Here is a 24,806-nt window from a genome sequence, read left to right on the forward strand (position 1 = left end):
CCCCCCCCCCCCCCCCCCCCCCCCCCCCCCCCCCCCCCCCCCCCCCCCCCCCCCCCCCCCCCCCCCCCCCGGATCGGCGTGATAAAAGGCCCGTCCGGCAGAACACCGGACGGGCCTTCTTCTTTTCGTCCGTACCTCGCGCGTGTTCTAAAGCGCGGAGGTGATCTCCATATCCGGCATGGCCTGGCGGGCCTGCTCCAGGTTCTCCCTGGAGCCCAGCACCACCACGGGCGCTCCGGCGATGCCCGCGGCGATGGCTTTCCCGGCCTGGCGCAGCTGCGTAAGCGTGGTGCCCATCACCTCCTCGCGCAGGGCCTGCCTTGCCTCCTCGGTGTCGCGGCTCCAGTGGCGCACCAGGGCCACGTGCCCCTGGGCGTCGGGGAGCATGTAGGCGTCCAGGTCGCCCACGGTGCCGATCACGGCGCGTTCAAGCTCCTCGGCGGGGATGTCCAGGCTGCCCAGGAAGTCCCCGGCTTCGGCGAAGGCCTCCAGGGTCTTGGCGATGTTGGGGTCGCGGTAGGAGAGCATGGTCAGCAGGTTGGCGTGGCGGTCGAAGGTGCAGAACGCGCCGTAGGCTCCGCCGCGCACGCGCACGCGCTCCCAGAGGTAGGCGTTGCGCAGGTAGCGGCAGGCCACCAGCATGGAGCCGTGGGGCGCGTAGCCGACCTCGGCAAGGTTGCGGGCCTGGGCCACGTAGTTCACCTGCACGGGCGCGGCCAGGCCCTCGCGGGCGGGCAGGGCGGGGGCGTCCCAGGCGGCGGGCGAGGCGGGCGCGCCCTGGGGCAGGCTGCCGATCATGTCGCGCAGCGCGGGCTCGAACCCGCCGAAGTGGCTGGCGTCCAGGGTGACGTTGGCTTGCAGGCCCGAGGAGCAGAGCACCAGGCGGCGCAGCTCGTGCAGACCCTCGCGCAGCTTGGGCCAATGGGTGTCGAAGTCGGCGGCCCAGGCGCGCAGGCTCTCGATGCCCGTGAGGCCGGAGAGCAGCTCGTCCGCCAGGGAGGCCCTGCCGAAGCGGGAGCGCAACCGCCGCGCCGCGTAGGCGTGGCCGGAGGTGACCAGCCCGCGTTCGGCACGGGCCTTGGCCTCCAGGAGCATCTCCTTGAAGCGGGGCTCGTTGTCGAAGTTGGCGCGGGTCAGGGCGTCGCGCATGAGCTCCAGGAACTCGGGGGCGCGGTCCGGGGTGGCCTTGCCACCCAGCACCATGCGGGATGACGCCACGCCTGGCCCGGCCCCGCGCACGGAGGTCATGGAGACGGAGGCCCCGATGCCGCCGGTCTTGCGGGCTACCCGGTTCAGGAACTGGGCGAAGTCCTCGCGGTCGGTGCCGCACTCCACCAGGGCGCGCCCGAACAGCGGGACCAGGGGCAGCAGCTCGCGCGGCGTTCCGGCCATGTCGAAGGCCAGCTCCAGGTAGACCACGCCGTTGGTGGGCAGGTCGTGGAAGAAGAGGTCCGGGGCGCGCCAATCGGCCGGGATGGCCCGGTTGCGGGCGGGCAGGTCGGCCAGGTGCAGGTTGGGGATGGTGGCCAGGGCCTCGGGGGAGTCCGGGGTGTCCTGGAAGAGCTGGATGCGCCGGGCCAGATCCAGGGCGTGGGCGCGGGCCTCGGGGGTGAGCGCGGCTTGGGCCGCCTCCACGCGCTGTTTTTCCTCGTCCACCAGGCGCTGGGCCATGGCGGGGTCGGGCAGCAGGGCCACGTGGGCGCGGTGGGTGTTTTCGATGAGGTGCTCGGCCAGCAGCTTCTCGATGACCTTCTCGCCGGAGGCGATGCGGGCCTTGAGGGATTCCAGCGGGGCCTGGAAGCGGATGGGGGCCAGGGGGTCGCCGCCGTGCAGCCAGGTGGTCAGGGCGCGCAGCATGAGCGAGAGCCCGCGCGGGAAGGAGCCGGTGTTGTTCTCGCGCAGCCGGAACTCGATGGTGTTCAGGGCCGCCTCCACGTCCTCGGGGGCCACGCCCCGCTCCTGGATGGAGCGCAGGGTGTCGAGCACCAGGGCCTCGGCCTTGGGCAGGTCCTCGGGCATGACTCCCTTGAGGCCGATGGAGAAGACCATCTGGCGCAGCTCTGCCTCGAGGCCGCCGCCGGAGAGGTCCTCGCCCAGGCCGGAGGAGATGAGCGCCCGGCGCAGGGGCGAGCCGGGCAGGCCGATGAGCGTGTGCTCCAGCACGGCCAGGGCCAGGCCCAGCTCCATGTCGCGCACCTCGGGCAGCAGCCAGTTCACCGTGAAGTAGGCTTTGGGGGGAGGCGAGTCCTCGCGGGGGGCGGCGCAGGCGTAGGTGGCCTCCAGGCGGCGCGGCTCGCTGAAGCGGGGTTGCAGCGCGATGGCGGAATCCACCTGGATGCGGGTGTAGTCGCGCAGGTATGCGTCCAGGATCTCCAGGCGGCGCTGCGGGTCGTCGTCGCCATAGAAGAAGAAGCGCGCGTTGGAGGGGTGGTAGTAACGGCTGTGGAAATCCTTGAACTGGGCGTAGGTCAGGTCGGGGATGTGGGCCGGGTCGCCGCCGGAGTCCACCCCGTATGCTTGATCCGGGAATACGCTGCGCTGGGAGAGTTCGCCCAGCAGGCTTTCGGGGGAGGAGTAGACGCCCTTCATCTCGTTGTAGACCACGCCCTTGAACACGAGGCCGCCGTCCTCGGGGTGGAGGTGCCAGCCCTCCTGGCCGAAGATCTCCTCGGGGATGCGCGGGTGGAAAACCGCGTCCAGGTAGACGTCCACCAGGTTGTAGAAGTCGGCCAGGTTGGCGCTGGCCACGGGGTAGCAGGTCTTGTCGGGGTAGGTGAAGGCGTTGAGGAAGGTCTGCAGCGAGCTCTTGAGGAGCTCCACGAAGGGCTCCTTCACGGGGTAGCGCCGGGAGCCGCAGAGTACGGAGTGCTCCAGGATGTGGGGCACGCCGGTGGAATCGGCGGGCGGCGTGCGGAAGCTGACGCCGAAGACCTTGTTGTCGTCCGCGCAGGAGAGGGAAAGCAGCTCCGCCCCGGTGGGCTCGTGCCGGTAGAGCCTGGCCTGCATGTCGTATTCATCGATGCGCTGTTCGGTGACCAGCGTGAAACCGTATGTTTCGGGCATTGTCGCTCCCTTTTATGAAGTTCGGATAAGATAACGCAGCGGGGCCGCAGAGGCAAAGGCCTGCGAATGCGCCGCGAAGAAATGCCGCAACCGCTGGATAGCGTTGCGGTTCCTTGGGTTGCGAGCCGCGTGCGGCCAAGGCGGATAAAAGCACGAAGCTTCGAAGTCAAATTCTTGCCAAATTTTAATGAATGCTCTAGAAAGGGAGCCGACAGGGAAAACCACTTGCCCCGCAGGTGAGTTTTTCTGTATGGTTATCGCGAGGAAACGCGCCGCCTCTGCCGTCCGGGCGCGTCCGGAACCCCCAGGCGGGCCCCGGGGTCGAAGGGCGGCGCGTGTTAACGGCTCTGAGGGTGGCTCAGTTTTTGAGACAATTCACTTTGATTTGGAAGGAGGACTTAGGCATGAAGAAAATGCGCATCATCGTGGCCATGCTGATCATGGCCCTGGTCGGCACGGCTCTTCCGGCCGCTGCCAAGAAGATGGTTCCCAAGGTCGACAACTTCATCCTGTTCGTGGACCACTCGAGCTCCATGGCGTTTTCCTACAAGGGACAGCGCTATGTTCAGTTCGGCGGCGTCTCCAAGATCATGATGGCCAAGTCCACCGTGGTCGAGCTCAACAAGCTCATCCCCGCCCTGCCCTACAAGGCCGGCCTGTACACCTTCGCCCCCTACAAGCAGTATGCGGGCATGGCTCCTTACGACAAGGCCGCCATGGACAAGGCCATCGCTCCCCTGTCCACCAACTATGAGGCCTATGGCCGCATGACCCCCATGGGCGTCGGCCTGAATGACCTCGACAAGGTCATCGGCGGCCTGTCTGGCAAGACCGCCGTCATCATCCTGTCCGACGGCGACTCCAACCTGGGCGTCGATCCCGTGGGCGTGGCCAAGCAGATGCAGGCCAAGTACGGCGACAAGATCTGCTTCAGCGTCATCAGCTTCGCCGACAACAAGCACGGCGAGCAGGTCCTGAAGGAAATCGCCGCTCTGTCCAAGTGCTCCTGCTTCGCCCTGGGCGAAGAGGTGCTGCGCAACCAGACCGCTCGCGAGAACTTCCTGAAGTGCGCCCTGTACGACTTCATCGACGACGAAGTGGTGATCTTCCGCTCCATCTACTTCGACTTCGACAAGTACAACATCAAGAAGGAATTCATCCCCGTTCTTGACGAAGGCGTCGCCATCATCAAGTCCAAGCCCAACCTGGCCGTGATCCTCGAAGGCCACACCGACTCCGTGGGCACCGAGAAGTACAACATGGCTCTGTCCCTGCGCCGCGCCAACTCCGTGAAGGCCTACTTCGTGAAGAAGGGCGTGGACGCTGGCCGCATCACCGCCGTCGGCTTCGGCAAGGCCAACCCCCGCTACGACAACAAGACCGCCGAAGGCCGCAAGATGAACCGCCGCGTGGAGATCAAGTTCAAGTCGAACTAACCTCCATCTAGCCTCGTGACAAAACCAGGCGGAGCCGTTAGGTTCCGCCTGGTTCTTTTTTTTTTGGAGGGAGCGTCATGAACAAGATTATCGTCCCTGCCCTGGCATTCTGCCTGGCGTTGTCCGGCTGCTCGATGTTTGGGGAGAAACCCCAGCCAGCCCCCGTGGTGGAGGTCAAGCCCGAACCCGCGCCCCCGCCGCCGCCTCCGCCGCCGCCCCCGCCGCTGACCCACACGGTCAAGAAGGGCGACACCGTGGCCGCCATCGCCAAGAAGTACGGCGTTCCCGCCTCCATCGTGCTCGCGGGCAACAACCTCAAGAGCGCGAAGGAAGTGAAGGCCGGGATGGTGCTGACCATCCCCGGCAAGACCGCCTCCCCGGCGGCGCCCACCCCCCTGTCCGCGGCCAAGGAGCCAACGGTCAAGGAACCCGCCGAACCCAAGGTGGGCAAGGGCAAGGGCTCCAAGTCCGATCCGTACGGCATCGAGTCCGCCACGGCCCCGGAGAAGGGCAAGAAGAAGTCCGGCAAGGTGGACGACGAGGCGACATTCGAGAAGATCAAGGCGGAGTTCCACGACTACGCCACCAAGTGGCTGCAGAAGTCCACCGCGCTTTCCCAGTCCAACAAGGACCGCAAGGAAGTGAAGCAGGAGGACGGGCGCTACGTGGCCAGCTATGGTGTGATCCTCATCAACACCATGCAGACCGAGGTCAAGCGCGTCGACTATGACGACACCCCCTACGTGGGCCACATCACCTACCAGCTGGAGATGCACCGCACCTACGGCAACACCGCCCAGGCGGCCCTGGCTTCCACCCAGGAAGAGGTGAAGCAGGAATCCATGCGCGAGATCTTCAGCTACTCCGGCAAGAAGCGGGCCTGGCGCTAGGCACAGGCAAATCCGCAGGCGATTGGTTCATAAGGCCCCCCGGTTCCCTCCGGCGGGGCCTTTTTCTTGCGATTTACCTGGGCGAGTTGGGTATTTCCCCTGGTTCCAGCCTCAAACCCGAGGATTGACCGCCTGGATCAAGGAAAATCACGCCGTGATGAAATAATCGGCTTTCGGGGGATGTAATTTCTGGGGAAATGTGTATGATCGAAGCCAGTAAGAACTATTCTTATTAAGATAAACATACACAGGAGGCTCCCATGAGCTGCGAAACCACCACCCACTCCCACGAACATAGCCATGGCGGCTGCGAACACGCCCACGTGGGCAAGCCGGTGACCGATTTCACCGCCGATGTATTCGACCCGGAAGAGGGCTTCTTCGGCGAAATCAGCCTGGAGAAGCTCCGGACGGAGAAGAAATGGACCGTGCTGTTCTTCTACCCGGCGGACTTCACCTTCGTCTGCCCCACGGAACTGGCCGACCTGGCCGTGAAACACCCTGGGCTCAAAGAGGCTGGCGTCGAGGTGCTCTCCGTCTCCACGGACACCAAGTTCACCCACATGGCCTGGAAGGGCAGCGAGCGCCTGTTGGAAGGCGTCCGCTACAAGATGGTGGCCGACCCCACGGGCAAGCTCTCCCGCTACTTCGGCGTCTATGACCCGGATACCGGGCTGGCCTTGCGCGGCACCTTCATCATCAACCCGGACGGGGTGCTGGTCTCCTCCGAGGTGAACTTCTACAACGTCGGGCGCAACGCCGACGAACTCCAGCGCAAGATCGAGGCCAACCTCTACCTAATCGACCACCCGGCCGAGGCCTGCCCCGCCAAGTGGACCCCGGGCGGCAAGACCCTGACCCCCTCCGAGAAGATGGTCGGCAAGGTCTATGAGGCGCTCAACGGGTAACGCTGTTTCATCCCCGAGGATTGCGTAATCAAGCGGGCTCCGGCGCAAGCCGGAGCCCGCTTCGGTTTTTAAGAGGAAAATTGTTTACGCGACTAGACGACCGGTCTATTTAATTCAACATGAAGCGCGACACCCGCCAGGAAATCATCGAAGCCGCCGCGCGGCTGATCCACATGCAGGGCTACACCGCCACCGGGATCAAGGAGATCGTGGAAGCGGCCAAGGTGCCCAAGGGCTCCTTCTACTTCTATTTCCCCTCCAAGGAGGCCCTGGGCCTGGCCCTTGTGGAGCATTATTGCGAGATCGTGCGCTCGGGGTGGGAGCCGGTGCTCGCCGACGCTTCGACACCGCCGCTGGAGCGGTTGCGGAGGCTGTTCCTGGCGCGGATTCAATCGCGGGAGGAGGCGGGCTACGCCCTGGGGTGCCCCATCGGCGGGCTCGCGCAGGAGATGAGCGCTCTCTCCGGCCCCCTCCGTGAGCGGCTGCGCCAGGCCCTGGACGGTCTCACCGCCATGGTGCGCTCCCTGCTGGAGGAGGCCGCCCAGTCCGGGCTCCTGCCCCAGGGCATGGACCCGGCCACGGCCGCTGCCTTCATCGTGGACGCCTGGGAAGGGGCGCTGCTGCGCATGAAGGCGGACGCAGGCCCCGAGGCCTTGGATCGCTTCATGTCCGTTGTTTTCGACAGGCTGCTCGTGTAGCGTTTGTTTTTGGAGAACCAACTAACCGACCGGTCTAATACTAGGAGGTATCCCATGTTCCTGCTCGAAACCGTTGCCCCGGAAGCCGCCAAAGGCTTGATCGCCGACCTGTACGCCAAGTTCCCGCCGGAGATCGGCGTACCCAAGACCCTCCAGCTCATGAGCGCCAGCCCGGGCCTCATGGAGCGGCACCTGCAGGTGATAGACTATTTCCGCAACCACAAGCGCCTGTCGCCCGAGTTTTTCACCGCCTTGCGCTACAGCGTGGCGGCCAAGGTGGGGCATGCGGCCTGCGAGGTGTTCAACAGGGGCATTCTCAGCCGCATGGGCCTGGAGGACGAGCGCATCCGCAGGCTGGAGTGCGACCCCACGGCCGCCGGGCTGGACAAGGAGGAGGAGCAGCTGCTGCACTTCGTCCACAAGGTTGTGGACGAGCCCGCCTCGGTCACCGAAAAGGAGGTGAAGGCTCTTCGCAGCCTGGGCTTCAGCGACGCGGACATCCTGGACGCCTGTTCCGCCGCTGCCAACATGGTGGCCTCCTCCGTGCTGTTCAAGGCATTTATCCGCTAACCTTCGCGCCGGAAAACAAAAGAGCCGTGGCCCTGGGGCCACGGCTCTTTGTTTTGGTGAGATATGCCGGGTAAGCGCCGCTTAGGCGCGGGCGTGTATCGGTCAGACTCCTCCTAAAGACGCGGAGGCTGACCGGTTTCCACTTGGCGGAGTGTTTAGCGCTCGGGGTGCTGGTCGCGGATGTCGCGCAGCAGCTTGAACGAGCGCATGCCGTGCACCATCTCCTGCAGCTTGTTTCCGCCCCCGCCCAGGAAGCCGCGCACGGGCAGCAGCGCTCCGTTGCGCACGAAGAAGTAGAGCAGCCGCCGCAGATGCTTCGACCAGGCCAGCTCCGTGAACACGGTACGCTTGAGCGCCCGCACGTAGTGCTCGCCAGCCGCTGCGCCGTTGCCTTGCGCAGCCAGCGCGGCCTTGGCCGCCAGCTCACCGGTGTGCAGGGCGTAGTGGATGCCCTCGCCGAAGAAGGGCTCCACCATGCCGCCAGCGTCCCCGGCCAGGAGCACGCGCCCTGAATAGGGCTTCTCCAGCCAGTTGCCGTAGGGCAGGGGGTGGCCTTTCACGGGCAGGCCATGTCCTTCGGGGATGCCCAGGAAGTCCAGGAAGTCGGCCAGGGCGTGGCGGAACTCGCCCGCGCGGTTGGCGCGGTACAGGCCGCCGATGCCCAGGATCACACGGTCGGAGTGGGGGAAGACCCAGCCGTACCCGGCGTGCACGAAGCCGGAGTAGATGGTGGGGAAGTCGGCCAGGATGTCCTCGTGCAGGCCGGGCTGATTCGCGATCCAGCCCCGCTCCAGGTAGATCTCCAGGCCCATGCCTTGTTCGGCGCGCCACAACTCGGGCTCGATGCCGCAGAAGGTGCGCACGGTGCTCAAAGCCCCGTCCGCGCCGATGATGTGCCCGGCGGTCAGCTCCCGCCCGGCGCTGGTGCGCACAAGCCCGCGCGCCGGGTCCACAAACTCCACGCCCTCGCCCTGCACAACCTCGGCCCCGGCTGCAACGGCCTGCTCCAGGCACCAGGCGTCGAACACGCGGCGGTCCACGAAGTGGAAGGGGTAGACCAGTTTTCCGCCGGAGAGGATCATCTCCCGGTGGCGGATGCGGAATTCGTGGCTGACGTGGTTGATGACGCCCTTCGCCACCAGTTCCTGCGCTGTGGCGCCGAACACGCGGCCCAGGGTGCGCACGGTCTTCCAGGTGAAGAGCCCGGCGCAAAGCTTGTCGCGCGGGAAGGCCTTGCGGTCGAGCACCAGCACGGAAGCGCCAGCGCGGGCGAGCACGGCGGCGGCGGCCGTCCCGGCGGGACCGGCCCCGGCGATGAGAACGTCGTAGTGTGTCATCTTGCCCCCAGGAGGGCCTCCTGATACCCGGTTGCGCTGCGGGAGGCAACGATGGAGAAGGTGACGCGCCTGCGCGCGGTGGTGTTCGATTTCGACGGCACGCTGGCCCGGCCCGCGCTCGATTTCGCGCTCATGAAGCGGCGCATCGGCGAGCTTGGGGCCGGTTACCCCTGCGGCAGGGCCGAACCCGGCCCCTTGCCCGCCTTGGAGTGGATCGAGCGATTGGCCGGGAGCATGGATGAAGGCCCCGCGGCAAGCTTCAGGCGGGCTGCCCACGCCATCATCGAGGAGATGGAGGCCGAGGCCGCCCTGCGCACCAGCCTGTTCGGTTTCACACGGCCCATCCTGGCGGGGCTCAGGCGGGTGGGCGTGGCCCCGGCGGTCATCACGCGCAACACGCGGGCCTCGGTGGCGACGGTATTCCCGGACGCCGGGGAGTATCTCTCCGTGCTGCTCACCCGTGAGGACGTTGACGCCGTGAAGCCGGACCCGGCGCACCTGCTGGCCGCGCTGGGCGGGCTCGGTGTGGGGCCGGAGGCGTCCCTGATGGTGGGGGACCACCCCCTGGACGTGCTCACCGCGCGTAGGGCAGGGGCCTTCGCGGCGGCGGTCGCCAGCGGTGAGACCGACGCCAGGACCCTTGCCGGCACAGGGCCGGACTTCCTGGCCGCCCACGCAGGGGAGTTGGTGGAGAGATTGGCCGCCGAAGGCTGGATTTGAGGGCTACGCCCTTTGGGATCCCGAAAGAAGTACACAGCGGCAGGTTTGTTGTTGGAGTCTCCCCGGTGAGACCGCGCAGGGCGGCGCACGCCGATAAATTGGAAGAATATCGTCATGCGCCGCCCTGCGCGGCCTCACCGGGGAGACAATACGGTTCACGGCGATGGCCCAATGCGGCGATCCGGGGCAAGGCCAGCTTGCCGGACGCGAAGCTAAAGGGGAGTCGAGAGGGATGAAATCCCTCTCGCGGGGTCCAGGGGGAGCGCCCCTGGCCGCCGGAGGCTCTTCCCGGCCTTACGCCAACGCCACCAGATCGTAGGTCTTGGCTTCCTCGATCAGGGCCTTGACCATGGCCCCGGGCTTGACTCCCGGGCCTGATACGTAGGTCACGCCGTCGATCTCCGGGGCCTGGAACCAGGTGCGCCCCACGTGCAGCCCCGGCCACTCGGGGTGGGGGGCGTCCACCAGCACGTCCAGACTCTTGTTCTCGAACCCGGAGAGCCACTCCTCCGAAATCTCGGCCTGCGCGGCCATGATCGCATCCTTGCGGCCCTGGCTGGTCTTGGCGCCCACCTGTCCGGCCATGGCGGCCGCGGGCGTGCCCTCCTCGCGCTGGTAGGCGAACACGCCCAGGTGCTGGAAGCGCACCTCCCGCACGAAATTGAGCAGGAAGTTGAAATGCGTGCGCGTCTCGCCCGGATAGCCCACGATCAGGCTGGTGCGGATGGCCGCCTCGGGGAAGCGGGAGCGCACCAGGTCGATCACGCGCCTGGGGTCCTTGGCGAAGGGGCGGCCCATGGAGCGCAGGATGTCAGGGTGGGCGTGCTGCAGCGGGATGTCGAAGTAGGGCACGAAGGGCGGCCCGGCGTCCTTGAGGAAGTCCAGCAGTTCGGGGGTGAGCCCGGCGGGGTAGAGGTAGAGCAGGCGTAGCCGCTCCAGGCCGGAGAGGGGCAGCAGGGCTTCCAGCAGGGCGCGAAGGTCCTGCTTGGGGTCAAGGTCGTGCCCGAAGGCGGTGAGGTCCTGGGCCACCAGGATGAGCTCCTTGCGGCCGGTGGAGAGGATGTTTTCGGCCTCGCGCGTAAGTTCGGCCACGGGCGTGCTCTTGAGCGTGCCCCGGATGGAGGGGATGGTGCAGAAGCGGCACTTGTGGCGGCAGCCCTCGCTGACCTTGAGGTAGGCGTACCCGGGCGGGCTGGAGTGCATGCGCGCGGGCTTCCCGGCGGCGGCCCGGCCCATGGCCAGGGCGATCTTGGCGGGCCAGTCCGGCAGCTCGTGGGTGGTGAGCCAGAGGTCCACCTCGGGCATGGACTGGGCCAGCTCCGCGCCGTAGCGGCTCACCAGGCAGCCCGCCACGGCCAGCAGGGGCTTGGGCGTGAGGTTTGCGATGGCCTCGGCCGCGTCGAGGATTTCGGAGACGGACTCCTCCACGGCGGGGCGAATGAAGCCGCAGGTGTTCACCAGCACCAGGGCTGCGTCCTCGGGGCTGTCCACCGGGCGGGCGCGCCCGGGCAGGCCCCCCAGCAGGAATTCGGTGTCCACCAGATTCTTGGGGCAGCCAAGGGAAATCGTGTATACGGGGATTGTGTCGGCCATGCGGGGCTTCTAGCAGCGAGCGGGCCAAAAAGCGAGGCGCGAGGCATGAGGGGGCCGGCGCGGGCGGCCCACGTTGATATCGCGCCCGGAACCCGCTAAATAAGAATGAGAGGCGCAGGGAAAAAAGCCCCGCGCCCGGCTTTGGAGATTCCTACATGTCCATGACTTTCTTCCGTCGACGCCTCCTGATAACCGCCCTGTTCGCGCTGCTCGCCGCGGCGCAGCTTTGCAGCACCAGCTCCGCCCATGCCGAGGAGGCAGAGAACTGGAAGCTCATGCTCCAGCGAAACTACGAGGAGCTGCAATACCAGATCGAATACGTGGACGGCGTCTCCCAGACGCTGCCGGGCATGGTCAAGCAGACCCGGCAGGACCTGGCCTCCCTGCGCAAGAAGCTCGACGAGCTCATGGTGCTCGGGCGCGTGTCCGGCGGCAACCCCATGGAGCTGCGCGCCGTGCTGGCCGGGCTGGACATCCTCCAGGCCCGCGTCGAGGCCGTGACCCAGCCCTTCCAGAAGGCCGACTCCGACCTCAAGCGCTTCCAGGAGCGCCTGGGGGAGTTGGACGCCGAGTTCTCTCAGCAGGCCGCCGAGGGGCCGTCGCCTGAGCTCAACAAGTCCCTTGGCGACTTCCTGGGCGACCTGCGCAAGCTCAAGAACAAGCTGGGCCGCGTGAAGACCGTGCTGGACCAGGGGCTCAACCCCACGCGCGACCTCACCGCGGGCATCGGGCGCTCAGTCCAGACCGTCAAGGAGCGCATCCCCAGGGCCTGGAAGGACTACTACTTCGCCTCCGGCAAGAGCCTGCTCTCCCTGGGGGCCTGGCAGGAGGCCATCCAGCACATGGGCAACCTGCCGCGCTACGTGGCCACCTTCGCCAACCTCTTCGACGCGGGCGACGGCCGCACCAAGGACCTGCTCACCCGGCTCCTGGGCCTGATGCTGGTGCTCGTGGGCGGCGCGGCGGTGGTGCTCAAGCGGCTGGAGAAGCGCTTCGGCGGGTTCAGGGCGGGCAGGCCGCTGGGCTCCCTGGCCTGGATCGGCGCGGGCGTGGGCGTGCTCTGGGCCACGGCGGGCGCGGGCTACGTGCTGGTGCGCGCCGAGACCGGGGCCCTGGCCGAGGTGCTGATCTCCCGGGGCGTGCTGGGGCTCGCCTGGTTCCTGCATCTGCTGCGCTGCGGCGGCCTTGCCGGCCCCGCCGCCAAGCCCGAAACGGAACTGGTGGCAGACGCGCAAGCGGAGCAGGGCGGTTATGCGGACCAGGACGAGGCGGAAGCGTTCGCCGAGCAGCCCGACGCGGCCTGCGAGGGCGTGACGCCTCCGGCCGGGGCCGACGCTCCGGTGGAAACCGCGCCCGAAGCCTCCGCCGAAGCACAGCCGGTCGCCGAGGCCAAGCCCGCCAAGGCCCGCAGGCCGAAGAATCCCGTGGGCCTGGCCTGGGGAATGTTCACCCTGGCCGTGCTGCTGCAGATGCCCTGGCTGCCGGACGCCTTCCGGGGCGGGGCCTGGGTGCTGGCCCTGTTCGCGGCCGGGTGGCTGGTGCGCAGGGGCGCGCCCAGGCGCGGGGCCGACGCGGTGTCGCGCCTGGCCGGGGCCGGCGGCTGGCTTTACCCGCTGCTGTGCCTGCCCGCGCTCTTCGGCTGGGTGAACCTGACCATGCTGGCGGCCGAAGGCTGGTTCATGGCACTGGTGCTGCTGCAGGCCGGTCTGGCGCTCTACGGGCTGGTGGGCAGGCTGGCGGCCCGCCCCTCGGCGGACTTCACGGGCGAGGTGCTCCGGTCCTTGGCGGGTGGGCTGGCCCTGCCGCTGACGGTCATCGCCATGGCGGGCTGTTTCCTGTTCTGGCTGTCCCTGGCCATGGGCGGCAGCAGCGTGTTCCTCTCCGCGGTGAGCTCCGACGTGGGGGGCGAAGGCTTCAGCCTGGACCTCTGGCGACTGGCCGTGATCTTCATCGGGTTCTACCTGGCCCGCGCGGCCACCCGCGTGGCGGACAGGCTCATCGCGGAGCTGCCCGTGCGCCGGCCGGACCTGGAGCGCGGGGTGCTGAACCTGCTGGAGACCATCTCAACCTATGTGGTCTGGGGCCTGTACGTGCTCATCGCCCTGCGCCTGGCCGGGGCCAACTTCACCAGCCTGGCGGTGGTCGCGGGCGGCCTCTCCGTGGGTATCGGCTTCGGCCTGCAGAACATCATCAACAATTTCATCTCCGGCCTGATCCTGCTCTTCGGGCGTAGCGTCCAGGCGGGCGACATGCTCCAGATCGGCGAAACCTGGGGCAAGGTGCAGCGGGTGAACATCCGCAACACCGTGGTGCAGACCCTCGACAACGCCACGCTGTTCGTGCCCAACTCCGACCTGATCGCCCAGAAGATCATCAACTGGTCCCACAAGGACCGCCGCGTGCGCCGCCTGCTGGAAGTGGGCGTGGCCTACGGCTCGGACACGGCCCTGGTGCAGCGGCTGCTGCTGGAGGCCGCGAGCTCCCACCCCAACGTGCTGGCGGAGCCCAAGCCCATAGTCTACTTCATCGCCTTCGCGGATTCATCGCTCAACTTCCGGCTGGGCTTCTGGGTCAACGACCTGGACAACGCCGCCAGGACCAGCTCGGACATCCACCTCGCCGTGGACCGCGCCTTCCGGGAGAACGGGGTGGAGATACCCTTCCCGCAACGGGACGTGAACGTTAAGATGGCCAGCGGGAGCGAGGCGTCCCCGCCCTTCAGCCCCGACAAAGACGGAGGCCGGACATGACCGACGACCCCATCCGCCCGGTAGCGGACGTGTGCGCCGAAGCCCTGCTCAGCGAACCCAGCCTGCTGACCTCGGTCATCGACCAGATACCCGACGACATCGTGGTGCTGGACGCGGGCGGCTGCGTGGTGGAGGTCAACCGCGCCGTGCTGGAACGCCTGGGCGGCGACCGGCGGAACTTCCTGGGCAAGGCCTGCCGCGAGGCCCTGAGCGGCTTCCAGGGCGTATGCGAGGCCAAGGAGGACCCCGCCCTGTGGGAGAGCGTGCGCACCGGCGGCAAGAGCGAGCAGGTGCAGACCGTGGTGGACGCCGAGGGCCGCATGCACACCTTCCGCGTCTACACCTACCCGGTCATGGACAGCGGGGGGAAGCTCTCCCACGTGGTGCTGCTGCGCCGCGACATCACCCAGCGCACCTACATGGAGCGCCGCCTGCAGCAGTCCGAGAAGCTGGCCGCCGTGGGCGAGCTCTCCACCTACGTGGCCCATGAGATCAGGAATCCACTCTTCGCCATCGCGGGGTTCGCCAACTCGTTGCTGCGCTCCGGCAACCTGGACGAGCGCGCCCGGGGCAAGGTCTCCATCATCCTGGAGGAGTCCAACCGGCTGGACAAGATCCTCAAAAGCCTCTTGAATTTCGCCCGGCCCACCCAGGGCGCTGACGGGCAGATCGACGTGGCGGCCACGGCCGAGCAGACCATGGGTCTCATGGCCCTGGGCTGCCAGAAGCAGGACATCGCCGTGCGCGTGGAGGTGGACTCCGGCCTGCCCCTGGTCAAGGGCGACCCGGACCTCATCAAGCAGTGCCTCATCAACATGGTCAAGAACTCCATGGAGGCCATGCCCGAGGGCGGGGAGCTCACCCTGCGCTGCTACCTGCGCCGGGGGCAGGTGGTCATGGAACTGGCGGACACGGGCAAGGGCATCCTGCCCGAGCATCTGGACCAGGTGTTCAACCCCTTCTTCTCCACCAAGGACAAGGGCTCCGGCCTGGGCCTGGCCATGACCCGCAAGATACTCGACGAGCTGGGCGGCGCGGTGGAGCTGGAGAGCGAGGTGGGCCGGGGCACGGTGGTGCGCCTGGTGATGCCGCCGGTGGACGCCGCGGTGGAAGAGAATCTGGAATCCTACGCCGCCCCGCGCCATGACGGCATCTGGCGCGGAGGCTCGGAAAACGGGGGAGGGAACGCATGACGCAGGTGGTGCTGGCCACGCGCAACCAGGGCAAGGTGCGCGAGCTGCAGGCCATGATGGCCGGAATGGATGTCGAGGTTCTGGGCCTGGACCGCTTCCCCCAGATCGGCGAGATCGAGGAAACGGGCGATACTTTCGAAGCCAACGCCCGCATCAAGGCCCAGGCCGTGAGCCAAGCCACCGGGCTCATCGCCCTGGCGGACGACTCGGGCCTGGTGGTGGACGCCCTGGGAGGCGAGCCCGGGGTGCGCTCGGCGCGCTACTCCGGCGAGGGCGCCACGGACGCCTCCAACAACGAGAAGCTGCTGGCCGCCCTGGCGGACGTGCCCGAGGGCCAAAGGGCCTGCCGCTTCATCTCCGCCATCGTGGCCAGCCGCCCGGACGGGCGCGAGCTCACCACGCTCGGCGCCTGGGAGGGCCGCGTGGGCTTCGCGCCCAAAGGCTCCGGCGGCTTCGGCTACGACCCGCTGTTCATCGACGCGGAGCTGGGCCTCAGCGCCGCCGAGATGAGCGCGGAGCAGAAGAACGCCCGCAGCCACCGGGGCCGCGCCCTGCGCGCCCTGCTCAAGGACTGGGCCGGGTTCGCCCGCTCTTGACAGTTCCGTCGAATACTGGAACTGGCGGGTAGTTTTTCCACCCCACCACAGAAGGATCATCCATGTGCGGCATCATCGGTTATAGCGGGCACCGCCCCGCGGTCCCCGTGATCATAGAGGGTCTCAAGCGTCTCGAATACCGCGGCTACGACTCCGCCGGAGTGGCCTACGTCCAGCACGGCGAGCTCACGGTGGTGCGCGCCGAGGGCAAGCTCTGCAACCTGGAGAACAAGCTGGCCACCATGCCCACGCACACGGCCACCTCGGGCATGGGCCACACCCGCTGGGCCACCCACGGGCTGCCCGTGGAGCGCAACGCCCACCCGCACCGCGACCAGTCCGGCCGCGTGGCCCTGGTGCACAACGGCATCATCGAGAACTACCAGGATCTGCGCGAGGAGCTCAAGGCCAAGGGCGTCGTCTTCGCCTCCGAGACGGATACCGAGGTCCTGGCGCACCTGGTTGGCCTGCACCTGGCCGAGCACGGCGACTTCGAGAAGGCCGTGTCCTACGCGCTGGGCCGCGTGGACGGGTCCTACGCGATATGTGTGGTCAGCCAGGAGAACCCGGGCGTGCTCTACGCGGCGCGCAAGTCCTCCCCGCTGGTCATGGGCGTGGGCGTGGGCGAGAACTTCGTGGCCTCGGACATCCCGGCCTTCCTGCCCTACACCCGCGAGGTGGTCTTCCTGGAGGACGGCGAGATGGTGCGCATCGACGCCAACTCCTGGAAGGTGATGGACGCCGCCACCCTGGCCCCCATCGAGAAGACGCCCCAGCACATCGCCTGGGACGTGCAGGCCGCCCAGAAGGGCGGATACAAGCATTTCATGCTCAAGGAGATCTTCGAGCAGCCCCGCGTCATCGCGGACTGCATGGCCGGGCGCGCCGACCACTCGGCCTGCCGCGCGCTGTTGCCCGACCTGGAGGGCATGCCCGTGCCCGAGCGGTTGACCATCGTGGCCTGCGGCACCAGCTACCACGCGGGCCTGTGGGGCATGTACCTGCTGGAGACCTGGGCCAAGGTGCCCACCCGGGTGGAGATCGCCTCCGAGTTCCGCTACCGCGACCCCATCCTGGGCCCCGGCGACACGGTGCTGGCCATCTCCCAGTCGGGCGAAACGGCCGACACCCTGGCCACCATGCGCCTGGCCAAGGAGCGCGGGGCCACCGTGGTGGGCCTGTGCAACGTGGTGGGCTCCACCGTCTCGCGGGAGGCCGACCGGGTAATCTACACCCAGGCCGGGCCGGAGATATCCGTGGCCTCCACCAAGGCCATGTGTTCCCAGTTGACGCTTTTGACCCTGCTGGCCATGCACTGGGGCCAACAGAAGGGCGTGCTGCCCGAGGACGTGCGCGTCAACTGCCTGCGCACCATGACCGCCCTGCCCGACGTGCTGGAGGCCGAGCTGCCGCGCATGCGCTCCCGCGCGGCCGAGCTGGCCAGAGCCTACTCCGAGGCCCGCAGCTTCCTGTACCTGGGGCGCGGCACCTCCTTCCCGCTGGCCCTGGAGGGCGCGCTCAAGCTGAAGGAGATCAGCTACATCCACGCCGAGGGCTATGCGTCCGGCGAGATGAAGCACGGCCCCATCGCCCTCATCGACCCCAAGTTCCCAACCTTCGCCCTGGCTCCGGCGGACGAGCTCTACCCCAAGGTGAAGTCCAACCTGGAGGAAGTGCAGGCGCGCGGCGGCAAGATCGTGGCCCTGAGCCGCGCCGGCACGGACCTGCGCGTGGACGACCTCTGGGAGGTGCCCAACGTCTGGGGGCCCATGAACACGTTCCTGATGCTGCCCGCGCTGCAGCTCTTCGCCTACGAGATGGCCGACTATCTCGGCAAGGACGTGGACCAGCCCCGCAACCTGGCCAAGTCCGTCACCGTGGAGTAGGGGCGGCGGGGTGCGGGTGATCCGTCCTGCGGCTCTGGCCGCGCGCCCGTTGCTGCTGGCGCTTTTCTTGGCCGCTCTGGGCCTGTGCCTGTGCGCGGGCCTCGGCTCCGGTTCCGCCTTGGCCGCCTCCGCCCCGGATGCGGCCAAGGCGTCCGGCCAGGCCAAATCCGCCAAGTCCGCCAAGGCGGACACTTCCACGACATCCGCCAAGACCCCAAAGGATGGCCAAGTCGGCAAGGCCGGCAAAGAGGCCAAGCCCGCGAAGCTCACCCCCGTCACGGACGTGCAGATCTGGTCCGGCAAGGACTATTCGCGCATCGCGGTGGTGCTCGCGGGCGAAGTGCAGCACCACTGGCAGCTCCTGCCGCCCGAGGCCTCCAAGGACGGGCTGCGCCGCCTCTACGTCGACCTGGACGACACCCGCATCAAGCCCGGCGTGCCCGGCCGCTTCGACGTGCGGGGCGACGTGGCCCGCAAGGTGCGCCTGGCCCCCTACAAGCCCGGCGTGACCCGGCTGGTGGTTGAGGTGGAGAACCTCAAGAACCAGCAGGTCTTCGTGCTGGAGAACCCCTACCGCATCATCGTGGACGTGCAGGGTCAGTCCGCCAAGGCCCGCGCCGCCGAAGACAAGGCCGACAAGGACAAGGCCGCATCGGGCAAATCCGCCGAACCCCAGGCGCAGCCGAAGGGCAAGGGCAAAACGCAGGCAGCGCCCGAAGCAGCCGCTCAGGAGGCCGCACCCGCCGAGACCGCGCCCCTGTTGGCCACGCCGGGGCGCAAGAAGATGGCCCGCCAGCTGGTGGAGCAGCTGGGGCTCACGGTGCGCCGCGTCATGGTGGACGCCGGCCACGGCGGCAAGGACCCCGGCGCCCACGGCGCGGGCGGCCTGGTGGAGAAGGACGTGAACCTGCGCATCGCCAGGCTGCTGGGCGAGAAGCTCGAGAAAATGGGCTTCGAGGTGCTCTACACCCGCACGCAGGACAAGTTCGTCTCCCTGGAGGGGCGCACCGCCATGGCCAACGCCCGCAAGGCCGACCTGTTCGTCTCCGTGCACTGCAACGCGCACGGCGATCCCGGCTCCTCAGGGCTTGAGACCTACTCGCTGAACCTGGCCTCCACGCCCGACGAGGTGCGGGTGGCCGCTCGGGAGAACTCCGTGGACCCCAGGCGCATCTCGGACATGCAGAAGATCCTGGACGAGCTCATGCACGCCTCCAAGCTGACCGAATCGCGCGATTTCGCCCGCGCGGCGCACGCCTCGGCCCTGAACCAGGCCAAGCGGGGCGGCTCCGCCCGGGACAGGGGAGTGCACGAGGCCCCGTTCTACGTGCTGCTGGGGGCCAAGATGCCCGCCATTCTGGTGGAGGTGGGCTACATCACCAACCCGGCCGAGGCCGCCCACCTGCGCAACGAGAAGTACCTCGACGGCCTGGCCCAGGGCCTCGCCGAGGGCGTGCGGGCCTACAAGCAGAAGATCGAACGCTTCGGCGGTTGAGCCGCCCTTTCCCCCTGAAACATGTTCGCAACCTGAAGGGCGCGAACGGTCACACAAGCACCACACCCCCGAAACAGACCCGCGCTAGCACTGCCTATCGGTACTTCACCTACCGGAGGCAGCCATGCATCCACGATCCGACCAGACCCGCCGCGACATCTTCCGTCTCGAAAACAACGTCCGCCATCCCCTCGCGCGCACCGTGCTGCGCCTGGCGGGCAAACCCATCGCCAAGGCCCTGGGCCTCGACCAGCTCTCCCGCAGCTACAGCCGCATACCCGACCAGGCCACCGGCATGGACTTCTTGCACGGCCTGGTGGACGCCTTCGGCTTCAAGTGCAACGTTTCAAGCGAGGACCTGGCGCGCATCCCCGCCACCGGCCCCGTGGTGGTGGTGGCCAACCATCCCTTCGGGGGCCTGGAGGGCATCTTCCTGGCCGAGATGCTTCACCGCGTGCGCCCCGACGCCAAGATCATGGCCAACCACCTGCTGGGCCGCATCCAGGAGCTGCGGGAGCTGTTCATCCTGGTGGACCCCTTCGGCACGGGGCGCGCCCTGGGGCGCAATATCGCCCCCCTGCGCGAGAGCATCGCCTGGCTGCGCGACGGCGCGGCCCTGGGCGTGTTCCCCGCGGGTGAAGTGGCCCACTTCAACGTGCGCGAGGGCAGGGTGGCCGAACCCAGCTGGAGCCCCTCCATCGCCAGGATCATCAAGGCCTGCGGGGCCACGGTGGTGCCGGTGCACTTCGCCGGGGCCAACGGAGCCATGTTCCACCTGGCCGGGCTGGTGCACCCCAGGCTGCGCACCATGCTGCTGCCCCGCGAATTCGTGAACAAGGCCCGCACCACCGTGGAGGTGCGCGTGGGCCAGCCCATAGCGTCCGCGCGCCTGGAGGAGCTCTCGGACAAGCAGGCCGCCGACTACCTGCGCCTGCACACCGAGATGCTCGGCGGCGGCAAGGCCCGCAAGAGCCCCTTCAGGAGCTTCCCCGTGCGCTCCATCAACCGCCAGGAAGCCCTCATCGCTCCGCTGGACCCCTCGCTCATGGAGGCCGAGGTGGCCCGCCTGCCCGAGGCGGCCCTGCTTTTGGAGAGCGGCGCCTTCAGGGTCTACGAGGCCCGCGCCAAGGACATCCCCCTGGTGCTCAGGGAGATCGGGCGGCTGCGCGAGGCCACCTTCCGCAAGGTGGGCGAGGGCACCGGCTCCTCCTGCGACCTGGACTCCTTCGACACGTTCTATTCCCACGTGTTCATCTGGAACGCCAAGGAGCGCGAGGTGGTGGGCGCGTACCGCCTGGGCCGCACGGACGAGATCCTGGCGGAGCGCGGACCAGCAGGGCTCTACGTGGGCACGCTCTTCCGGCTCAAGCCGCGCTTCCTGCACGAGCTCGGCCCCGCTTTGGAGATGGGCCGCTCCTTCGTTAGGGCCGAATACCAGAAGAGCTACAACGCCCTGCTGCTGCTCTGGAAGGGCATCGGCACGGTTGTGGCCCGGGAGCCCCGCTACCGTCGCCTGTTCGGCCCGGTAAGCATCACCAACGAGTACCAGACTGCCTCCCGCCAGCTCATCGCCGGGTATTTCGACTCCTGCGGGGAGAAGCCGGACCTCTCCCGCTTCGTGAAGCCCCGCAAGCCGCTCAGGGCGCCGGGCTGGCTGAAGCGCGCCGCCAAAACCCTGGTGGACGACGTGGAGCGCCTCTCCGAGCTGGTCAGCGCGGCCGAGCGCGACAGCAAGGGCATCCCGGTGCTCATGCGCCAGTACCTCAAGCTGGGCGGCAAGATCCTGGCCTTCAACGTGGACCCCGGCTTCAGCGACGCCCTGGACGGGCTCATCGTGGTGGACCTGCTCCACACCGAGCGCAAGCAACTGGAGCGCTACCTGGGCAAGGAGGGCCTGGCGGGCTTTCTGGCCTTCCATGACGACGGCGGATTCAAACGCAGTGCCTGATTAACGTTTTCGTAAAAAAATAATCAGGAGTCCGCCTGCGTAAGTTGTCGGACTCACTTGTTAATTTGCCTGGTCTTGAGGCTGGGGTGACTATGACGCATTTGGGGGATTGCAAGTATACATTTTTGTAGTTAGTACGGGGAAACGGGCATGGCCGCGCGGGGCGGCCGCCGACTCCATATTCGCTTGGAATTGCAATGAACAGCGTCAGCCAGCTGGAACTGAAAGTTCTTTACGAAATATCGCAGATCATCGGTCAGGCCCTGGACCTGGACCAGACCCTGAGCGACATACTGCGCATCCTCTCCGAAACCCTGGAGATGAAGCGCGCCACCATCACCCTGCTCGACGAAGAGACCAACACCCTGGCCATCAGCGCCTCCCACGGCCTCACCCCGGAGGAGAAGCGGCGCGGCGTCTACCGCCTGGACGAGGGCGTCACCGGGCGCATCTTCCAGACGGGCAAGCCCTTCGTGGTGCCAGACATCACCAAGGAGCCCCTCTTCCTGGACAAGACCCAATCGCGCGGGATGGAGCGCGGGCGCATCGCCTTCCTGGGCGTGCCCGTGACCATCAAGGGCCAGCCCGGCGGCGTGCTCACCGCCGACCGCCTCTTCAGCGACGACGTCTCCTACGACGAGGACGTGCGCTTCCTCTCCATCGTGGCCGCGCTCATCGGGCAGTTCGTGCAGCTAGGCAAGCAGGTGCGCGCCCGCGAGGAGAACCTGCGGCGCGAGAACCTCTCGCTTCGCTTCAAGCTCTCCAAGACTTACCACCGCTTCTTCATCGTGGGCCAGAGCCAGCCCATGACCCGCGTGCACCAGATGATCGAGAAGGTGGCCCCCACCAGGGCCACGGTGCTGCTGCTGGGCGAATCCGGCACGGGCAAGACCCTCACCGCGCGCATGATCCACGAGCTCTCCGACCGGGCCAAGTATCCCTTCATCAAGGTCAACTGCGCGGCCATCCCGGAGAACCTGCTAGAGTCGGAGCTCTTCGGCTACGAGAAGGGCGCCTTCACCGGCGCGGCCGCGCCCAAGCCCGGCCGCTTCGAGGAGGCGGACAAGGGCACCATCTTCCTGGACGAGATCGGCGAGCTCTCGGCGGGCATCCAGTCCAAGTTGCTGCGCTTCCTGCAGGAGCGCGAGTTCGAGCGCCTGGGCGGCATCAAGACCCGCAAGGTGGACGTGCGCATCATCGCGGCCACCAACCGCGACCTGGCCGACGCCGTGAGCCACGGCGAGTTCCGGGAGGACCTCTACTACCGCCTCAACGTGTTCCCCGTGCTGGTGCCCTCGCTGCGCGAGCGCCGGGAGGACATCCCCGCGCTGCTCAACCACTTCCTGGACAAGCTCTCCCGCGAATACGGGCGCAGGCTCTCCTTCACGCCCAGGGCCCTGGACGCCCTGGTGAAGTACGACTGGCCCGGCAACGTGCGCGAGATGGAGAACCTGGTGGAGCGCCTCTCCATCATGGTGGAGGACGAGCGCATCGACCTGGCCGACGTGCCGCCCTACTTCTTCACGGCGGGCAAGCCCGCGCCCCAGGCCAGCCTGGACGGCCAGGCCAGCTTGAAGGACATGGAGAAGCGCGAGGTCATGGCCGCCCTGGAGCGCCACAACTGGGTGCAGTCGCGCGCGGCCAGGGAGCTCGGCCTGACGCTGCGCCAGATGGGCTACCGCATCCGCAAGTTCGGCCTGGAGCGCATGGTCAACGAGCGCCGGGGCCGCGACCAGGACCTGGACCTCAGCTAAGGCGTGGGCCGCAAGAGGCAGGAAAGGCCGCAGGCGGATGACGCGGGGCTCCGCCCCGCACCCCGCAAGGGGGCGTGGCCCCCTTGACCCGCAAATGGGGCGGGAAGGTGGATATTTGAACTTTCGCCATGCCTCGGGCCGTGAGGCGGGGCAGCGGGATCAGGCCAGACAAAGAGTGCGCGCGGGCATTGGCCCGCACTTCGGAAATACGGAAGGGGGCCTCGCGGCCCCCTCTTTCATTCGCGGCAGGTCTCGGCGGGCTACAGCTCCACAGGCTTGACCCCGGCGGCCTCTTCGGTCTGGGGGGCATCCTCGGGCTTCTTCCCATGCTTCTTGTCGTGCATTTTCTCTTTCTTCTTCTCGGCCTTTTTGCCGTTCTTGCGCTGCTTCACCGGCTCGGGCTCCCCGGCGGGAGCGGCGGCCTGGACGGCCTCGCCCGGTGCGCAGGGTTCCTCCGCGGCGGCCTCGTGCGCGGCGGGCTCCGTGGCGCTTATGGTGAAATCGCCCGCGGGTACCTGCTCCGGGATCTCCTCCCACTTCACCTCCAGGCTGAACTTCTGCCTGCCCTTCTTGATGGCGGCCTCGATCTCGAAATCCATTCGGGTGGCGGGCTTGAGGGTGACGTATTCCGCGCCCTTGCGCAGGCAGATGGTGCCCGCCCGCAGGCTTCCGGCGAGGTCCGAGAGGATCTGCGCCAGGGCCTGGGGGTCCGTGACGCCGGAGATGGCGATGCTGGCTTTGCTCATGTATGGCTCCTGTGCTGTCGGCCGGTTCAGTCGGCCGTGTCTGGGGTGGCGTCCTGGCCGGAATCCGGGGACGGGGTTGCGGCGCGGCAGGGCCTGTCCTTGTTGGCGCGCTGCATTTCTTCGAGCTTCTTCTCGGCCTTGTGCAGGAACTTTTCGAGGGCCTTGTTGATGCACGTATCCACGTCGAGGCGTTTTTCGAACGAGCGGGAGAGCTCCCGCGCCTTGTCCAGGCGTTCGGCTGTGTCGACATAAACATTGAAAATCATGCGTTTTGTTTCGCGGTCGTTCTTGAATATGGACATGGCTCCCTCTCAAAATCCGTACAGAATTTGTACGGATCATACACAAACCGCAAAGCCCTGCAACCACCACCGGCCTTGACGCGGCAAGGCCCGGGGAACATGGAACCCGCAATGGAGGATACGCCGATGGACGGTAAACTGGATATGATCTTCAAGGCGGCCGCGCTGGTGCTGCTGGCCATGCTGCTGCTGATCTACGCCGAGGGGCGCGATGTGGGGCGCTACGCCTACTTCCGGGACGGGGAGCTGGAGTTCGTGCTGGATACGAAGACGGGGGTGGTCTACCAGGGCGGCTACGCCATGAACCACCTCACCGGCAAGGAAGGGCCCGCGGCCAAGCCCTGAGGGGGGATATTCCGGAGAGAGCGGGCCGGACAGGGCGTCCGGCCCGCTGGAAAGGCTGGATGGCGGGGGGGCTACTGGTTGTTCATGATGCGCCAGGTGCCGTCGGGCTGGCGGCAGGCAGTGCCCCGTCCGGTCTCCTTCCTGCCGTCGATGTAGATGGACTGGGTGAACTCGCGGCAGGGCGTTCCGTTGGGCTCGTAATAGGTGCGCTCGGGCGTGATGGTCGCCTGGCGGTTGGTGTTGGGGTTCTGCCACTGGGTCTGGCGGCGGTCGGGGCTGTTTTCCAGGGCGTAGGCCGCCTGCTTGCGGTCGTAGTCGTCCCAGAGGCTGCCCAGGTAGCCGCCCACGGCCGCGCCGATGATGACGCCCGCGATGGTGCCCATCACCCGCCCGGCGGGGTCGTTGCCGCCGATGGCTCCGCCTGCAACGCCGCCGGCGGCGCCGCCCGCGACCATGCCCACGTCGCGCTTGGTGATCTGGCCGTCGGGGGCGCAGGCGGCCAGCAGTTGCAGGGCGAGGGTGAACAGAACCAGCCTGGTAACGTACTTCATTACAATCCTCCTGTGAGAAACTCTC

General features: G+C 67.4%; 20 protein-coding genes. 14 read left to right on the forward strand and 6 right to left on the reverse strand.

Annotated features, from left to right (window positions below):
- Window positions 1-147: 147 nt before the first annotated feature.
- A complete protein-coding gene (locus MLE27_RS09620) occupies window positions 148-3,063 on the reverse strand; it encodes an insulinase family protein (RefSeq protein WP_243311852.1) in 2,916 nt (971 codons plus the stop codon).
- Between the two features lie 404 nt (window positions 3,064-3,467).
- Between MLE27_RS09620 and MLE27_RS09625 the strand changes: the two genes are divergently transcribed.
- The 5 genes from MLE27_RS09625 (at window position 3,468) to MLE27_RS09645 (ending at window position 7,565) form a co-directional block, all read left to right on the forward strand.
- Window positions 3,468-4,499, forward strand: a complete 1,032-nt coding sequence (locus MLE27_RS09625) for an OmpA family protein (RefSeq protein WP_243311853.1) — start codon at window positions 3,468-3,470, stop codon at window positions 4,497-4,499.
- Window positions 4,500-4,576: 77 nt separating this feature from the next.
- Window positions 4,577-5,389: a LysM peptidoglycan-binding domain-containing protein gene (locus MLE27_RS09630; RefSeq protein WP_243311854.1), complete on the forward strand. Its 813-nt coding sequence runs from the start codon at window positions 4,577-4,579 to the stop codon at window positions 5,387-5,389.
- A 260-nt stretch (window positions 5,390-5,649) separates the two neighbouring features.
- The gene (locus MLE27_RS09635) at window positions 5,650-6,297 is read left to right on the forward strand and encodes a peroxiredoxin (protein ID WP_243311855.1); all 648 of its coding nucleotides are present in this window, start codon (window positions 5,650-5,652) and stop codon (window positions 6,295-6,297) included.
- A gap of 119 nt (window positions 6,298-6,416) precedes the next feature.
- A complete protein-coding gene (locus tag MLE27_RS09640) occupies window positions 6,417-6,995 on the forward strand; it encodes a TetR/AcrR family transcriptional regulator (RefSeq protein ID WP_243311856.1) in 579 nt (192 codons plus the stop codon).
- A 54-nt stretch (window positions 6,996-7,049) separates the two neighbouring features.
- Entirely contained in the window at window positions 7,050-7,565 is a 516-nt protein-coding gene (locus tag MLE27_RS09645) for a carboxymuconolactone decarboxylase family protein (RefSeq protein WP_243311857.1), read from the forward strand.
- A gap of 155 nt (window positions 7,566-7,720) precedes the next feature.
- Here the strand turns inward: MLE27_RS09645 and MLE27_RS09650 are convergent, their stop codons facing one another.
- Window positions 7,721-8,902, reverse strand: a complete 1,182-nt coding sequence (locus tag MLE27_RS09650) for a geranylgeranyl reductase family protein (RefSeq protein ID WP_243311858.1) — start codon at window positions 8,900-8,902, stop codon at window positions 7,721-7,723.
- 51 nt (window positions 8,903-8,953) lie between these two features.
- Here MLE27_RS09650 and MLE27_RS09655 point away from each other — a divergent pair, with 51 nt between their 5' ends.
- Window positions 8,954-9,622: an HAD family hydrolase gene (locus tag MLE27_RS09655; RefSeq protein WP_243311859.1), complete on the forward strand. Its 669-nt coding sequence runs from the start codon at window positions 8,954-8,956 to the stop codon at window positions 9,620-9,622.
- A 294-nt stretch (window positions 9,623-9,916) separates the two neighbouring features.
- On the opposite strand, the gene rimO is transcribed toward MLE27_RS09655, so the two are convergent.
- Window positions 9,917-11,215, reverse strand: coding sequence for a 30S ribosomal protein S12 methylthiotransferase RimO (gene rimO, locus MLE27_RS09660; protein ID WP_243311860.1), 1,299 nt, complete (start codon window positions 11,213-11,215; stop codon window positions 9,917-9,919).
- A gap of 155 nt (window positions 11,216-11,370) precedes the next feature.
- Here rimO and MLE27_RS09665 point away from each other — a divergent pair, with 155 nt between their 5' ends.
- From MLE27_RS09665 to MLE27_RS09695, 7 genes are all read left to right on the forward strand, one after another.
- The gene (locus tag MLE27_RS09665) at window positions 11,371-13,965 is read left to right on the forward strand and encodes a mechanosensitive ion channel domain-containing protein (RefSeq protein ID WP_243311861.1); all 2,595 of its coding nucleotides are present in this window, start codon (window positions 11,371-11,373) and stop codon (window positions 13,963-13,965) included.
- Window positions 13,962-15,158: a two-component system sensor histidine kinase NtrB gene (locus MLE27_RS09670; RefSeq protein ID WP_243311862.1), complete on the forward strand. Its 1,197-nt coding sequence runs from the start codon at window positions 13,962-13,964 to the stop codon at window positions 15,156-15,158. Before MLE27_RS09665 ends, MLE27_RS09670 begins: the two co-directional genes overlap by 4 nt.
- The gene (locus tag MLE27_RS09675; RefSeq protein WP_243311863.1) at window positions 15,155-15,754 is read left to right on the forward strand and encodes an XTP/dITP diphosphatase; all 600 of its coding nucleotides are present in this window, start codon (window positions 15,155-15,157) and stop codon (window positions 15,752-15,754) included. The genes MLE27_RS09670 and MLE27_RS09675 overlap by 4 nt, the downstream gene beginning before the upstream one ends.
- A gap of 62 nt (window positions 15,755-15,816) precedes the next feature.
- A complete protein-coding gene (glmS, locus tag MLE27_RS09680) occupies window positions 15,817-17,640 on the forward strand; it encodes a glutamine--fructose-6-phosphate transaminase (isomerizing) (protein ID WP_243311864.1) in 1,824 nt (607 codons plus the stop codon).
- 16 nt (window positions 17,641-17,656) lie between these two features.
- The gene (locus MLE27_RS18160; protein WP_243311865.1) at window positions 17,657-19,135 is read left to right on the forward strand and encodes an N-acetylmuramoyl-L-alanine amidase; all 1,479 of its coding nucleotides are present in this window, start codon (window positions 17,657-17,659) and stop codon (window positions 19,133-19,135) included.
- Between the two features lie 124 nt (window positions 19,136-19,259).
- A complete protein-coding gene (locus MLE27_RS09690; protein WP_243311866.1) occupies window positions 19,260-21,083 on the forward strand; it encodes a lysophospholipid acyltransferase family protein in 1,824 nt (607 codons plus the stop codon).
- 197 nt (window positions 21,084-21,280) lie between these two features.
- Window positions 21,281-22,837: a sigma 54-interacting transcriptional regulator gene (locus tag MLE27_RS09695; RefSeq protein ID WP_243311867.1), complete on the forward strand. Its 1,557-nt coding sequence runs from the start codon at window positions 21,281-21,283 to the stop codon at window positions 22,835-22,837.
- A gap of 260 nt (window positions 22,838-23,097) precedes the next feature.
- On the opposite strand, the gene MLE27_RS09700 is transcribed toward MLE27_RS09695, so the two are convergent.
- The gene (locus MLE27_RS09700) at window positions 23,098-23,583 is read right to left on the reverse strand and encodes an amphi-Trp domain-containing protein (protein ID WP_243311868.1); all 486 of its coding nucleotides are present in this window, start codon (window positions 23,581-23,583) and stop codon (window positions 23,098-23,100) included.
- Between the two features lie 26 nt (window positions 23,584-23,609).
- Window positions 23,610-23,885: a hypothetical protein gene (locus MLE27_RS09705; protein ID WP_243311869.1), complete on the reverse strand. Its 276-nt coding sequence runs from the start codon at window positions 23,883-23,885 to the stop codon at window positions 23,610-23,612.
- A 126-nt stretch (window positions 23,886-24,011) separates the two neighbouring features.
- Between MLE27_RS09705 and MLE27_RS09710 the strand changes: the two genes are divergently transcribed.
- Window positions 24,012-24,230 (forward strand): hypothetical protein, encoded by a 219-nt coding sequence (locus tag MLE27_RS09710; RefSeq protein WP_243311870.1) that lies wholly within the window; start codon window positions 24,012-24,014, stop codon window positions 24,228-24,230.
- A gap of 71 nt (window positions 24,231-24,301) precedes the next feature.
- Here the strand turns inward: MLE27_RS09710 and MLE27_RS09715 are convergent, their stop codons facing one another.
- Window positions 24,302-24,781: an RT0821/Lpp0805 family surface protein gene (locus tag MLE27_RS09715; protein ID WP_243311871.1), complete on the reverse strand. Its 480-nt coding sequence runs from the start codon at window positions 24,779-24,781 to the stop codon at window positions 24,302-24,304.
- Window positions 24,782-24,806 lie beyond the last annotated feature (25 nt).

Source organism: Fundidesulfovibrio agrisoli, assembly GCF_022808715.1.
Taxonomy (GTDB): Bacteria; Desulfobacterota; Desulfovibrionia; order Desulfovibrionales; family Desulfovibrionaceae; genus Fundidesulfovibrio; species Fundidesulfovibrio agrisoli.